This is a genomic window from Acinetobacter sp. SwsAc5, from assembly GCF_013391485.1.
Taxonomy (GTDB): domain Bacteria; phylum Pseudomonadota; class Gammaproteobacteria; order Pseudomonadales; family Moraxellaceae; genus Acinetobacter; species Acinetobacter towneri.
In genome coordinates this window covers 113231-127860 of record NZ_JACAXD010000005.1, presented here as the reverse complement: position 1 = coordinate 127860, position 14630 = coordinate 113231, and the positions used below count along the sequence as shown (strand labels likewise).

15 protein-coding genes are annotated in these 14630 nt (G+C 41.9%); 8 read left to right on the top strand and 7 right to left on the bottom strand.

Annotation, left to right across the window (positions count from 1 at the left end):
- The first annotated feature begins 145 nt into the window (after positions 1 to 145).
- From lolA to HYG89_RS04390, 6 genes are all read left to right on the top strand, one after another.
- On the top strand, positions 146 to 844 hold the full coding sequence (gene lolA / locus HYG89_RS04415; protein WP_096902723.1) for an outer membrane lipoprotein chaperone LolA: 699 nt from the start codon (positions 146 to 148) through the stop codon (positions 842 to 844).
- Between the two features lie 130 nt (positions 845 to 974).
- On the top strand, positions 975 to 1313 hold the full coding sequence (locus tag HYG89_RS04410) for a hypothetical protein (protein WP_004972270.1): 339 nt from the start codon (positions 975 to 977) through the stop codon (positions 1311 to 1313).
- A gap of 419 nt (positions 1314 to 1732) precedes the next feature.
- Positions 1733 to 2530 (top strand): RsiV family protein, encoded by a 798-nt coding sequence (locus HYG89_RS04405; RefSeq protein ID WP_178866176.1) that lies wholly within the window; start codon positions 1733 to 1735, stop codon positions 2528 to 2530.
- 120 nt (positions 2531 to 2650) lie between these two features.
- Positions 2651 to 3922 carry a serine--tRNA ligase gene (gene serS, locus HYG89_RS04400; RefSeq protein ID WP_104853137.1) on the top strand — a complete coding sequence of 424 codons (1272 nt, stop codon included), beginning with the start codon at positions 2651 to 2653 and terminating at the stop codon, positions 3920 to 3922.
- A 63-nt stretch (positions 3923 to 3985) separates the two neighbouring features.
- Positions 3986 to 5356, top strand: a complete 1371-nt coding sequence (gene cysG / locus HYG89_RS04395; protein ID WP_131260688.1) for a siroheme synthase CysG — start codon at positions 3986 to 3988, stop codon at positions 5354 to 5356.
- 92 nt (positions 5357 to 5448) lie between these two features.
- Positions 5449 to 5928: a tRNA (cytidine(34)-2'-O)-methyltransferase gene (locus HYG89_RS04390; RefSeq protein WP_004972260.1), complete on the top strand. Its 480-nt coding sequence runs from the start codon at positions 5449 to 5451 to the stop codon at positions 5926 to 5928.
- Between the two features lie 193 nt (positions 5929 to 6121).
- Here the strand turns inward: HYG89_RS04390 and HYG89_RS04385 are convergent, their stop codons facing one another.
- The 6 genes from HYG89_RS04385 to rpoD all read right to left on the bottom strand — a co-directional run bounded on the left by HYG89_RS04385 (position 6122) and on the right by rpoD (position 12681).
- Positions 6122 to 7516, bottom strand: coding sequence for an APC family permease (locus HYG89_RS04385; RefSeq protein ID WP_178866175.1), 1395 nt, complete (start codon positions 7514 to 7516; stop codon positions 6122 to 6124).
- Positions 7517 to 7783: 267 nt separating this feature from the next.
- Complete coding sequence (locus tag HYG89_RS04380) at positions 7784 to 8968, bottom strand: iron-containing alcohol dehydrogenase (RefSeq protein ID WP_178866174.1); 1185 nt, start codon at positions 8966 to 8968, stop codon at positions 7784 to 7786.
- A 1-nt stretch (position 8969) separates the two neighbouring features.
- Positions 8970 to 9503 (bottom strand): hypothetical protein, encoded by a 534-nt coding sequence (locus tag HYG89_RS04375; protein WP_026438100.1) that lies wholly within the window; start codon positions 9501 to 9503, stop codon positions 8970 to 8972.
- A gap of 75 nt (positions 9504 to 9578) precedes the next feature.
- Complete coding sequence (gene lipB / locus HYG89_RS04370; RefSeq protein ID WP_004972253.1) at positions 9579 to 10235, bottom strand: lipoyl(octanoyl) transferase LipB; 657 nt, start codon at positions 10233 to 10235, stop codon at positions 9579 to 9581.
- A 152-nt stretch (positions 10236 to 10387) separates the two neighbouring features.
- Complete coding sequence (locus HYG89_RS04365; RefSeq protein ID WP_019837061.1) at positions 10388 to 10681, bottom strand: YbeD family protein; 294 nt, start codon at positions 10679 to 10681, stop codon at positions 10388 to 10390.
- Positions 10682 to 10794: 113 nt separating this feature from the next.
- Positions 10795 to 12681 (bottom strand): RNA polymerase sigma factor RpoD, encoded by a 1887-nt coding sequence (gene rpoD, locus HYG89_RS04360; protein ID WP_004972247.1) that lies wholly within the window; start codon positions 12679 to 12681, stop codon positions 10795 to 10797.
- A 373-nt stretch (positions 12682 to 13054) separates the two neighbouring features.
- On the opposite strand from rpoD, the gene HYG89_RS04355 reads away from it, so the two are divergent.
- Positions 13055 to 13264, top strand: a complete 210-nt coding sequence (locus HYG89_RS04355; protein WP_004972246.1) for a PA3496 family putative envelope integrity protein — start codon at positions 13055 to 13057, stop codon at positions 13262 to 13264.
- 68 nt (positions 13265 to 13332) lie between these two features.
- Positions 13333 to 13857, top strand: a complete 525-nt coding sequence (locus tag HYG89_RS04350) for a YecA family protein (protein WP_004972244.1) — start codon at positions 13333 to 13335, stop codon at positions 13855 to 13857.
- 105 nt (positions 13858 to 13962) lie between these two features.
- Here HYG89_RS04350 and HYG89_RS04345 read toward each other — a convergent pair whose 3' ends face one another.
- Positions 13963 to 14505: a hypothetical protein gene (locus tag HYG89_RS04345; RefSeq protein WP_131260684.1), complete on the bottom strand. Its 543-nt coding sequence runs from the start codon at positions 14503 to 14505 to the stop codon at positions 13963 to 13965.
- Positions 14506 to 14630: the final 125 nt, after the last annotated feature.

Genomic DNA, 14630 nt, shown 5'->3' with positions numbered 1-14630 from the left:
GTTCTTCATCATGATGGATAAATTTCTACATTTTATATTAATAAGCATACAAAACTTCTTATTTTCTATCATATTAGCGCCAGAAATTGGTTTAAGATGGGACATCCAAAACATTGCGATTGAGCAAATATAAAAAGGTGAATCTATGAATATGCTTCGTAAAACGATGTGTGCTGTGGCATTGGGTGCAACCACTTTAGCGCCAATCATGAGTACTACAGTGTTTGCTGCGCCAGTGGCAGCATCGGAGCAACAAGCGACAGCAAACCTTGTTAAACAATTGAATGGTATTAAAAGTTTTACCGCCAATTTTGAGCAAACCACAAAAGTTAGCAACAATGGCAAGGCTTTGCCAAACCGTGGTTTATCGGCACAGCACATGAACCAGAATTTTAAAGGGGTTATGAAAGTTGAGCGTCCGGGTAAATTCTTTTGGGAAACCACCAGTCCAGCCAAACAAACAATTGTGACTACGGGTAAAACCGTATGGATTTATGACCCAGACTTACAACAAGCTGTACGCCAAAGCCTAGATGATCAAGTGGCAAATACGCCTGCGTTGTTGCTTTCGGGCAATACCAATCAAATCATGCAGTCGTATCGTGTGACCCAGCCGAATAAGTCAAAGACTTATTACACCTTATACCCAAAAAGTGATGATGGCGTATTTCAGAGTTTAACCATTAGTTTTGGTGCGCGTAACGCGCCAACCTTAATGATTTTACAGGACTCATTGGGACAAACCACGCATGTGCGCTTTAATAATGTAAAAGTCAATGCGGCGATACCAGCCTCAACTTTTAATTTCACGCCGCCAAAAGGCACGGACATTATTGATCAATAATTGAATGTTTTATACGTTCTTTTAAAAGCATAATTTGCTATCCCTTTCTAGCCTTCTCCCACAGGGAGAAGGCTCTTTTAATCCCAATTTGGTTTATCGCTCATAATTTTTAGCTTATGGAAGGACTCTGGTGTCAATTTTACATAATAAAAAGTTTGTAAATCAGCAAAACACCGCGAATGGTGAGGTATCTGGCTCAACAGTTTTTTACTATAAACAAGTAGGGGAAACAATTGAAGCTACTTATTCTGGCGGAAGTATTAGGCAAGGGCATCTGTTGGGAGTCATGACTTCAGTAGATACATTTAGTATGGTTTATCATCATGTCAATCAGTTAGATGAACTACGTATTGGTCAATGCAACTCAACTATCATTTTGGATGAAAACGGAAAAATCAAATTGCTTGAACGTTGGCAATGGTTAAATGGTGATTGTTCAACAGGTGAGTCTGTACTTGTAGAAATTTAATCCGATTATTTAGGTTTTAATCATAGATTTTTAGTTGAAGCATTTTCAATACAGCGGAAATTTATTTGAATATTCTTCCTGAGAAATCCACAATTTCTGTGGATAAATCTCGGGATAATTCATATTTTGCAGTATGCGGGATATAGATTGAGTCATCACAGATCATTATTTTATATTAAGGATTTGTTATCAAAATTTTGATTTACAATGAAAAAATAAAAATAATCACGCAAAAATTTGAGTAGTAATTTTAAACAGTTTTATCCACCGATTATTCCGTTACACAACTGCTCTAGGATTGAACAGCGAGAGTTATCTATAGTCTTGACTAATTCAATTGAACCAATTTTATCGCAAGATTTGTGCAGGCTTGCATTTCAAATCATTAGACTTTGTGAATCGTGGCTGAGGGGAATTTAATGCAATATTTAAAATCACAGGTGTTTTTGGGTGCTGTCGCTTTAAGTTCGGTTCTGTTGTTGACTGCATGTCAGCCAAAGAGTGAGGCAACTTCTAAAACCGAAACTGAGCAAGCTGCGCCTGCATCTGTCACAGCCGAGATTCCTGTGATTCAAGCTAAAGTGGTGGCGCTTCAATTGCCACAACAGCAAATTTGTGATGAAGAAGGCTGTACTGCTTACGATATTCAGACAGTAAAAACCAATGTGGCGTGGATTGATGAATATTTTATGCAGCGTTTGCAAAAGGCAGACCCAATTGCATTTTCTGAAGCTGCGGCATCAACTGCAACGCCAAAGGTAGAAGAAACCGATCCTATGCGACTGAGTCAGAGTTCGAGCTATGTGCGTTATATCGGGCAACATGCCAATTTAGCGACGTTTAGTTTGCAAAGCTATAGTTACCCTGCGGGTGCAGCACATGGTATTCATCACCAAGAATTTGTGACTTTTGATTTAAAACAGAAAAAGCGTTTGGCGTTGCAAGATATTATGCTGCCCAATACGGAAGCCAAAATGACAGAAGAATTATTTAACCATAATTATAACTGGCTAGATGAACATGATATTTCCCGTGAAAAGTTTAAACTGAGCGATAATTTTTATTATGGCGCCAATGGTTTGGTCTTTGTCTACCCGTTGTATGAATTGGCATCTTATGCAGAAGGTATGCCTGAGTTGATTCTGCCTTACTACGCGACAGAAAAATTAATAAAGTCTGAATATTTGCCAAGTTTGCCGCAGTATCCTAGCCAATAAAATTGCACAAAAATACGCAGAGATTGCTGTAATAAGGTGCAGCCGTGAATCGGGTTACTGTATTTTTTAACCCGAAGCGCTTACACTATAGCCAGTTTTTTTCTTATTCCAAGATTGGCTATGATTGACCCGAAATTACTCAGAAATAATATTGAGGCTGTAAATTTAGCCTTGGCAAAACGTGGTGTGCAATTAGATGTGGCAGAGTGGGCAGCACTTGAAGCACGTCGTAAAGAATTGCAATCTAAAACCGAAGCATTACAGGCAGAGCGTAATTCGGGCGCAAAACAAGTCGGTCAGATTAAAAAAGCAGGTGGTGATGCTTCTGAAATTATGGCGCGTATGGCTGCTATTGGCGATGAAATCAAAGCCGCTGAAGTGGCTTTGGCAGAGTTGCAAGATGAGTTAGAAGCTAAATCATTGTCTATTCCAAACTTGCCAGATGAGTCTGTGCCTGAAGGTAAAGATGAAGCTGATAATGTGGAAGTATTGAAATGGGGCACACCACGCCAGTTTGATTTTGAAATTAAAGATCATACCGACCTTGGCGAAATGATGGGTGGTTTGGAATTTGAAACTGCAACCAAATTAACAGGTTCTCGTTTTAGCGTTCTGAAAGGGCCATTGGCGCGTTTACAACGTGCGATTACACAGTTCATGTTAGATACGCATACTGTTCAAAATGGTTATACCGAAGCGTATGTACCGTATTTGGTCAATGCAGATTCATTGCGTGGTACAGGTCAGCTGCCTAAATTTGAAGAAGATTTGTTCAAATTACAAGGTGAAAAAGAATACTATCTAATTCCAACTGCCGAAGTTCCAGTAACCAACTTTGTGCGTGATGAAATCATTGACCCTGAACGCTTGCCATTAAAATATGCAGCGCATACCCCTTGTTTCCGTAGCGAAGCAGGTTCTTATGGTCGCGATACTCGTGGTTTAATCCGCCAACACCAATTTGATAAAGTCGAAATGGTGCAGATTGTAAAACCAGAAACCTCAATGCAGGCTTTAGAAGAATTGACTGGACATGCAGAAGGTATTTTGCAGGCACTTGGTTTACCGTACCGTAAAATTATTCTATGTGGTGGCGATATGGGCTTTGGCGCAACCAAAACCTATGACTTAGAAGTTTGGGTGCCAAGTCAAAACACTTACCGTGAAATTTCATCATGCTCAAACATGGGGGATTTCCAAGCGCGTCGTATGAAAGCACGCTACCGTGCCGACCAAAAGAAAACTGAATTTGTGCATACATTAAACGGTTCAGGTTTGGCGGTAGGACGTACTTTATTGGCTGTTATGGAAAACTATCAACGTGCCGATGGTTCGATTGAAATTCCTGCAGTATTACGTCCGTACATGGGCGGTTTAGAGTTTATTGACTAAGTTGAGTGCAGGTCGACTTAGGATGAAATTGCTTACAATCAGATTTAAATATTGAGGTTTAGTGTGGATATTTTTCCAATCTCGTTAAAGTTGCAGCAGCAACCTTGTCTGATTGTGGGCGGTGGGCATATTGCTTATCGCAAAGCGGTGTTACTGGCTAAAGCGGGCGCAAAAGTTGATGTGCTTGCCCCTGAAATTGATGTCAATTTATTGCAACTGGTGCAACAAAGTCAGGGGCAGTATGTACAGGATGTTTTTAGTCCATCTACTGCGTTACGTCACTATCGTTTGGTGATTGCTGCAACGGATAACAATTTGGTCAATCAGCAAGTTTTTGCAGCTTGCGAAGCCGAAAATGTGCTGGTCAATAGTGTTGATGATCCACCACATTGCCGTTTTATGGTGCCTGCCATCATTGACCGTTCGCCTTTGGTGATTTCAGTCGCGAGTAATGGCACATCGCCTGTATTGTCACGTCAAATTCGTACACAACTGGAAAGTACCATTCCGCATGGTATGGGCAAACTGGCAGAGTTTTCAGGTCAGTGGCGTGCCGCAGTAAAACAGAAAATTGTAAATCCAGATGAGCGCCGTATTTTTTGGGAGGAGCTATATGCCAGTCCTCTTAAAGAACAGGTGTTCAACGACAATCTTGACGCTGCAAACCAAAGTATCCAACAGGCTTTAGCGGAATGGCAAACACCGAAAGGCGAGGTGTATTTGGTTGGTGCAGGGCCAGGTGATCCTGAGTTACTGACCTTAAAAGCCTTGCGTTTAATGCAGCAAGCCGATGTGGTGATTTATGATCGTTTGGTGTCTGCACCTATTTTAGAATTGTGTCGCCGTGATGCCGAAAAAGTCTATGTCGGAAAAGCACGTTCTAACCATGCTGTACCGCAAGAAGGCATCAATGCATTATTGGTGAAATATGCACAAGCAGGTAAGCGAGTTTGCCGTTTAAAAGGTGGCGATCCGTTTATTTTTGGGCGTGGCGGTGAAGAAATTCAAGAATTGTATGAAGCAGGTGTGTCATTTCAGGTCGTACCGGGCATCACCGCAGCCTCGGGCTGTTCGGCTTATGCAGGCATTCCACTGACTCATCGAGATTATGCGCAAAGTGTGCGTTTTCTTACTGGGCATTTAAAAGAAGGTTCGCCTGAATTGCCGTGGTCAGAATTGGTGTATGAACACCAGACTTTGGTGCTGTATATGGGCTTGGTTGGCTTAGAAAGCATTTGTGAAAAACTGATTGCACATGGACAACGGGCGGATATGCCTGTCGCCTTAATTTCTAAAGGCACGACACCTGAACAAAAAGTGGTGGTGGGGACGTTGGCGGATATTGCCAGTAAAGTCGCACAGCATCACATTCAGGCACCTACCTTGACCATTATTGGTGAAGTGGTCAATTTACGTGAACAGTTGAAATGGTAATGAATCTCCCCCAACCCCTCTTTTAAAAAGAGGGGAGTTCCCACATTTTCTAAAGGGAGCTGAGGAGGGATTGTGAAAAGTAGAGAAAATTTGTGATCCACGTTGTTTTATATGAGCCTGAAATTCCAGCCAATACAGGAAATATCATTCGTTTGTGTGCCAATACAGGTGCGCAATTGCATTTGATTAAGCCATTGGGTTTTGAGCTGGATGATAAAAAGCTGAAACGTGCAGGTTTGGATTATCACGAATGGGCACGTATGCAAATTTGGGACAATCTTGAGCAATGCTTGGCTGATTTAGACAGCAAAGGCGTGGGTTTAGATGCGATTTATCCATTAACCACCAAAGGCACAGAAACACCACATACTTCGGATTTAAACCGACCTGTTGCCTTGTTGATGGGGCCTGAAACACGCGGTTTGCCAGAAGCCGTACGCATGTTGTTTCCGCAGCAGCACTGGATTCGTTTACCCATGGCAGAAAACTCACGTAGTTTAAACTTGTCCAATGCAACGGCTGTGATTGTGTATGAGGCATGGCGTCAGCAAGGTTTTAAAGCATTGCTCTAATTTGAGCATCAATTCATTTCAAATTTGATGCGATCTTCATCGTAATTGTATGCATTGATAGATAAAAAGCTGAGACAAAATTGTACTTAGCATTTTTGTTTTCGCTATTTTGCTGATTTAACGCTGCAATCCATTTGAGGCATAAGAAAAGGCGCATAAAGCGCCTGATCTTAAAGTTGTGATGCTATTTGTCTTAGCGATCATCAAACTCATTGTGCTGCGGAGCAGGGTGTTTAAAGCCTTTGGTTTTATAACCGAGGTATAAAACCCCAAACATTGCCCACCATAAGCCATACTTCAATGAAGTTTCATCGACTTCGAGCCATAAAGCAAAGACTGCAATAAAGCCGCACAACGGTACGATCACAAAATTGAGAAGGTCTTTAAAGCCTTTGGTACGACCATCACGTAGCGCGTAACGTGAAATCACCGATAAATTCACAAAGCTAAATGCGGTGAGGGCACCAAAACTGATTAATGAAATGACAAAATCCAAGTCCATAAAACCAGCAGTTAACGCTACAGCACCTACAATTAAAATATTGTATGAAGGTGTATAGCTGCGTGGGCTGATATGACCAAAGATTTTTTTGTTGATCACGCCATCACGACCCATCACGTACATTAAACGCGATACGCCCGCATGAGCCGAAATACCCGATGCCATTACCGTTACAATAGCAAAGGCAAGCACATATGACTGGAACAACGAGCCGCCGACCAAGAGCAGAATTTCTGGCTGTGTTTCAGCAATATTTTTAAAGTAGCTGCCTGGTTCATTCGGGAAGAAAATCTGCATGAAATAGGTGCTGACAATAAAAATCACACCCGCAATCAGCGCAGTTAAGAACATTGCCTTCGGTAAGGTTTTTTCAGTGTCTTTGGTTTCTTCTGCAAGCGAGCTGAGTGAGTCAAAACCTGTAAATGAAAAGCAGAGTAGGGTTGCACCTGTAATCAATGCGCCTACCGAAGTCAGTTCATTCCAGAAAGGTTCTAAGCTCCATAACTGATAGCGTTGCTCGGCAGTGATTGGACCATCGGCATTGAAACCTGCCTGAAGTTTGGTGTACATCATCCATGTAAATACGCCAATGACCACCAACTGTACCAAAACGATCATACTGTTAAAGTTGGCGACAAAACGCGCGCCACGCAAGTTGACACCCGTCATAAATGCCGTGAGTACCACCACCCAAATCCAGTGATTCACATCAGGGAATAAGGCTTCCAGATAAATCACCGCCAAGATGATGTTGACCATTGGCGAGAGTAAATAATCTAGCCAAGATGACCAACCCACCATAAAACCAACGTTGGGGTGAATCGATTTTTGTGCATAGGTATACGCCGACCCAGAAGAAGGATAACGACGAATCATGTGACCATAACTTAAAGAAGTTAAAAGAATGGCAACCAGTGCAAAAATATAAGATGTGGGTACGTGAAAATGACTTTCTTCCGATACTAAGCCGAAAGTGTCGAATAACGTCATCGGTTGAATGTAGGCTAAACCAATAATAATAATGTGCCAGAGTCCTAGCGTTTTTTGCAGTTTAGCTGCCGATTGAGTCCCAGAGATATTTGTCAACGGCGTTATCCTCTTAATCGTTGATCAAGGATCAGTCATGTTTGTTCAGGATTGTTTGAGACGAACAATCCCCCCTACATAAAAAGTAAAAACGCGCCAATCTACTCCATAATGACGCGCTTTGTCAGTATCTTTGCTTTCTTTTTTAGCAGAAAAAACGCCATATTGATGAAAAAACATCAGACGCAGCAGTCTACCAATGAAAAGCCCGATGTTTAGAAAAACATCAGGCTAGATTTTCGGCTATGTTCGCCTATTTTGTAGGAATTACCAAGCCTTTTTTAAGATGGCTTTGAGTTCTTCTAAATTGGCTTCTTTCGGGTTGTAAATAATCGAACCATCGTTCAGGGCTTTTTCAGCGACTTCATCTAATTGTGCTTCGCTGACTTTACCAGTTTCTTGTAAAGTGCGTGGCAATTTGGTCAGTGCATATAAGCGATCACGAATGGCTAAGAGTGTCGAAATGGTTTTATCGGCACGTAAATGTGCAGGGGTTTGTGCATAGACGTCTGCGCCAGCCAAAGGTAATAGTAGCTCGGCAATTTTATCGGCATTGACGTCTTCGTTGTATTCCAACACGTATGGCAAGAATAAATTCATGCACAGTCCATGTGGCAAATGTGCCACAGCACCCAAGGCATGACCTAAGGAATGCACTAAACCAACCATGGAATTTGAAAATGCAATGCCCGCCATAGTAGATGCTTGTGCCAATTCCAAACGGCCTTGTTCATCGCTTGGGTTGTCTAATACATTGAACAGGTTATTGCTGATTTTTTTAATTGCTGCAGTGGCATAAGCATCAGAAATTGGGTTGGCTGCCATGCAACTATAAGCCTCAATGGCGTGCGTCATGGCATCCATAGCCGTCATTGCTGTTAAATGTGGTGGCAAAGTTTGCGTCATACGCGGGTCTAAAATGGCTGCATGTGGCATTAAGTAATACGATGCAAATGGCATTTTGACGTTCTTTTCTGTGTCGGATACCACCGCAACCATAGTCACTTCTGAACCTGTTCCAGATGTGGTTGGAATCACAAAAAAAGGTTTCAGTGGACGTGGTAAGTTATGCGCACCTGAATATTGCAATAAGTCATCACCGCCCTCGCTGACTAAAATATTGGTGGCTTTAGAAGTGTCAATGACTGAACCGCCACCCACCGCGATAATGGCATCACAGTTATTTTCACGGTACAACTGTGCCGCACGACGCACTGTTGCCACACTTGAATCTTGCGGGACATCATCAAAAACATAGCCAATCACGGCATCGGTAGATTCAAAAGCCGCTTCAATCGGTGCAAGCAAATTGTTGGAACGCACACCTTTGTCGGTAATGATCATTGGACGCTGCGAACCGAGTGTCGCCAATTCAAACGGAATATGTTCAAGCGCGGCATGACCTGCAATGACTTTGACTGGGCAAAAAAATTCGTAATAAGGCTTCGCCATGTTATGCACTCCGTTTGAAATAAGATTGGGCAACTTTTAGATAGATATTGGCTGCACCTGATAGTTTTTCTTTTAAGCTGAGTTCAGTCGGATATTGTTTTACCGCCAGTTCTGCCAGTAATTTAGGCAAGATCAGTGCTTCCATTTTGTTCAGGCAACGTACCAAGCGAATTGCATAAGACACGTCACCATCGGCAATCATGCGGTCATGCGCAAAGGCCTGTGCGGTACTTTCCTGAAATGAAAACACTAAAAATGCATGATTTAAGTGTTTAAAGGTAATGGTTAAATCGGGTTTTTGTGCCGTATTCTGTAACAGTTCTAATTGATGATCTGCAGTGACTTTGGCAACAAAGGCTGGACCATTCGGAAAAACTTTCATAGACAACACAAAGTTGCTGGGAAATTTGGCAACTTCTTGTTTAATTTCTTCATCGACCTGACTTGCCATGACTAAACCTCTGCCAATCACATCCATCATGAGTTTGACATAGGCCAGTTGCAAAGCGGGTTTCACAGATTTAGTTGAAATCACGCGCTGAATCCCTGTGTTATAAATCATTATTTAGAGTAAATACTCTATTTTATTTCTTATTGAAAAGAAAGCCATTTATACGTGAATGACTTGAACGTCATTAAAGTAACCGCTGTTTTGTAAAGTTTCAATGATATCTGCGCAGAAGTTTTCAAAATGTGGATAGTCATTGACTAAATCCATCACACGTACCATTTCCAAACCTGCATAGCCGCAAGGGTTGATACTTTGAAAACCAGTCAAGTCACAATCAATATTAAGGGCTAAACCATGATAACTACGGCCTTTACGAATTTTAAAACCAAGTGAGCCAATTTTCCGTTCATTGACATATACCCCCGGTGCATCGGCTTTGGCATAGGCTTCAATGCCGTATTTTTTAAGCAGCTCAATCATCAAGTTTTCAGCATAAGATACCAAAGTGCGGACATTCCAGCCTAAACGGTTCAGGTCAAACATGAAGTAGGCGACCAATTGGCCTGGGCCATGCCATGTGACTTGACCACCACGATCAGTCTGTACCACAGGAATATCTGTCGCCATTAAAATATGTTCGGCTTTGCCTGCTTGCCCTTGGGTCAGTACATTCGGATGTTGCAAAATCCAGAGTTGGTCAGGGCTGTCTGCATCACGTTGTTCAGTCCAGTCTTTCATTTCCTGAAAGCGAGCTTGATAGTCAGTCAGGTCATGATATTGACGAATAATCAGGTTTGGCCGTTGTGCAGTATCCACAGTGATGCAGTCCTATCCATAAAAGCAAGAAATTGATTTTATTATACGAAAATGTGGCGGCTGTAGGGGATTTGTGGATTGAATAAGATTTTGGCAGCGCAGAAACAAAAAACACGCCCGAAAGCGTGTTATTTGAAAATCAATCTACAAAATTACAATGCAGTTTTAATCAGTGGGCAAGCTGCCAAATCTGCATAAATGGCATGCACTTGTTCCAATTCTTCAAAACGCAATTGTGCTGTAATTGAATGATACTTGCCTGTGCGTGATGGGGTAATGCTGATGCTTTGTGCATCAAACTCAGGGAAGTGCTTCACTAAAATTTCAACCACAGCAATACGCAGTTCATCACCCGCGTCACCAATGAGTTTAATTGGGTAATCCATTGGAAACACCCAAAGATGCTCTTGTAGTTCACGAGATGGGGTACGGTTGAATAACGTCATAAGCGTGTGTCTCTATCTCTATATCAAACGCCTGCATAGGGCAGGCGTTTTTTGTCTTGTTGAATAAATGAGGCTGAATTTAAAAATTTCAATAGCTCATTTATGCAGCAATCTTAGTCATTTTCCAAGAACGAGCGTAAGTGTTCAGAACGCGAAGGATGACGAAGTTTACGTAAGGCTTTGGCTTCAATCTGACGGATACGTTCACGGGTCACATCAAACTGCTTCCCAACTTCTTCCAAAGTATGATCGGTTGGCATATCAATACCAAAACGCATTTTCAGAACTTTGGCTTCACGTTCAGTCAAGTTTTCAAGCACTTCACGGGTCGCTTCTTTTAAGCCTTCAGAGGTTGCCGCATCAACAGGTGAGGTGATGTTGCTGTCCTCAATGAAGTCACCCAAATGTGAATCTTCATCATCACCAATTGGCGTTTCCATAGAAATCGGCTCTTTGGCAATTTTCAGAACTTTACGAACTTTAACTTCATCCATTTCCAAGCGTTCGCCTAATTCTTCTGGAGTCGGTTCACGACCCATTTCCTGAAGCAATTGACGCGATACACGGTTGATCTTGTTAATGGTTTCGATCATGTGTACTGGAATACGAATGGTACGCGCTTGGTCGGCAATAGAACGGGTAATCGCCTGACGAATCCACCATGTTGCATAAGTCGAGAACTTATAACCACGACGGTATTCGAACTTGTCTACCGCTTTCATCAAGCCGATGTTACCTTCCTGAATCAAGTCTAGGAATTGTAAACCACGGTTGGTGTATTTTTTTGCAATCGAAATAACCAGACGCAAGTTGGCTTCAACCATTTCTTTTTTCGCACGACGGGCTTTGGCTTCGCCTACTGCCATACGCTTAGAAATTTCTTTGATGCCTTTAACATCTAAGCCTAACTCTTTTTCAATGTCGGCAATTTTTTGTTGGAACGCCAAAATATCTGGACGTACTTTTTCCAAATAGCCTTTTTGGTCGGCAGGTGCTTTGGCAATGTGCTCGTCTAACCAAGCAAAGTTAGATTCCTGACCTGGGAATGAGGTACGGAATTGAGTACGATCCATACGACCACGACGCACCGCATAACGCATCACTTCACGTTCAGCAGTACGAATTTGTTCATGTGTACCACGAATCATTTCCGAAATAATATCGAATAAACGTGGCGTAAATTTAAACATCATGAATACAGTCGCTAAAGCTTCTAAAGCCTCTTGAGCTTCGGCACTTTCACGACCATGTTTTTCAATGGCAGCAATTTTTGCAAGATAAGCCTGTTCCAATTCACCAAAACGCATTCTTGCAATTTCTGGGTCTGGACCTGAATCTGCTTCAGATTCTTCTTCGGCTTCAGCTTCTTCTTCCTCATCGTCATCATCAAGTTTGACGTCTTTGGTTGGTTTGTTGCTGGTGTCTTCTTCTTTGTCTAAATCGGCTTCGTCTTCTAAAACTTCTGGAATTTCTTCATCGGTTTCAGGGTCTAAATAACCTGATAAAATATCGGCAAGGCGACGTTCGCCTGCTTCATAATCTTTATATTCTTGCAGTACCACTTGCACTGCGTTTGGCCAGTAGGCAATCGAGTGAAGTACATCGCGAATCCCTTCTTCAATACGTTTCGCAATGCTAATTTCACCTTCACGCGTTAACAGCTCAACCGTACCCATTTCACGCATATACATACGCACAGGGTCTGTGGTGCGACCAGGCTCATTTTCTACAGAGGCAAGTACCGCTGCAGCTTCTTCTTCAGCAACTTCGTCGGCAGCTTCCGCATTATCCTCGAACATTGCATCATCAGATTCAGGCGCACGTTCATGCACAGGAATACCGACGTCTTGAAGCATTTGAATAATGTCTTCAATCTGCTCGCTTTCTGTGATTGAGTCCGGGAGATGATCGTTAACCTCAGCGTAAGTTAGGTAACCTTGCTCTTTGCCTCGGCTAATCAGAGCCGCTACTTGCGAAGTAGGGGAATTCATATCGCTCATCTTTGCTTACTCTTCGTTGAATCTGTGGCAGTGAAAAACCGTGCATGATAGCACAATTCGCTTTAAATAGGGGGTGAATTGATCAATCAAGCATGATTTTAAAATGATGTTTGAATGAAGATTGTGATAGGAATATGGGGCTTCATTACTGTTTTTCAAGTCAATTTCCTTTTTGCCCGCAAAATATTTTTATGATTGGGGCGAATCTCAAATAATGATACTAACTTGTTCATAAATACACAAATTTGCCGCAATGTTGCAAGCTGTCTATGTTGCAGTTTTTTGAAAAAAATAAATAAAACTTGACAATATTTATAAAGGCAGATAAATAGCGGCTAGACCCTTCACATTTTTTCATTCTGAGGTAGTTTTAGTGTCTTCTACAGATTTTGAACTAGATGATAACTACGGTGATGATGATGTTAATTTCGATGAGGCATCAAACAAAATAAGCGCGAAAGAATCTTTAGAAAAGCGCCGTTTGATTGATGATTTACTCGCACAACGTCGTTTGGAACGTGAGCTCAAAGATTTTGATTATGATTTTGACGATGACGACGATTTTGACGACGAAGATGACTAAAATCAGGTACTGTATCGGGCATTGAAAATGCTATGCTACACCCCTAAATTGACACCGATGGATTTGAAATGACTGCTTTAGATTTAGACCTGTTAAGTGAATATCTAGATGGTGACCAAAACGAGTATGGTCTAGACTTCGCTGCAACGCATGGTTTCTTGTGTGCCATTGCAGTTGGACCTCAATTTGACCCATGGTTAAATGAATTGTTTGAAGGCAACCAAAAGAAAGTGCCTGCTGAAATTATTGCGCAAATTCAGGCTTGGTTAGAAAGCATTCGCCAAAGTTTAGCCAATGAAGAAGGCATTGAGTTTCCATTTGAAATTGAAGAAGCAGAAGTTGATTCAAGTTTGGGTGATTGGAGCGTTGGCTTTGTCGATGCGATGTTCTTAAACGAAGAAGCATGGTTTACGCCTGAATTTGAAGAGCAATTGGTTGATTTAACTTTGCCAATGATGGTGTTTAGCGGCATTGATGAAGAAGATCCACAAATGGAATCTTTCCGTCGCAATGGTCAGTTAATGGACGAAATTGCAGAAGAAATTCCTGAAAACCTGAATGAATTATATTTGATGTACCACACGCCTGATTAATGGCTTGGTTTACATATTGTGTAATATGTAATCCTCATAAAAAAAACGCACTGCGCAAATCGCAGTGCGTTTTTTATTATGGCGCTTCAATGATCATGTTACCAATTAGCGTGTCGCACGATCCCAAGCATCTTTGACAGCAAATTTAGCTTGTTCCCACGTTAAGCGTGAACTGCCTTTAATTTGCCCCCATTTGCTTCTTAGATCGGGCTCAACATCTTCGAAACGTGTGTGCGTATCATAATGTGGGCGGTTTTCATAACCAATGCGATAGGCATTTTGATAGTCACGATCATAATCTAAATCATGATAATGGTTGCGTGTTTCTGTAAAGTAGGTTGTATTTAAGCTATTGGTACGCCAGTAAGCTTCTTCTTCGGTAGGGTTCACAACTTCTGCTGCACCTTTACCTGCCAAACCACCCACTACAGCGCCTACAGCACCACCGACCACAGCACCTACTGGACCACCCAGCGCACCTACTGTTGCACCAGTAGCCGCACCGCCAACAGCACCTAAACCAGTACCGACAGGGTGTGCACCAGGTTCTCCTGTAATTGGATCGGCATTTAAGCGATCACGTTCTTCTTTTGGTAAGTTCTTAACCACATCACGGTCAATTTTTTCATTGCGTTCAAAATCTGACATTCGAATCACCTTTTTATCTTTGTATGCGTTATAGCGTTCCTATATTCATAAATCGCTATGAATAGGCTTAATCTACGCTGCTACAATGTAGGCTTATAGCCTATTCAGAATGCATTTCAGTTACA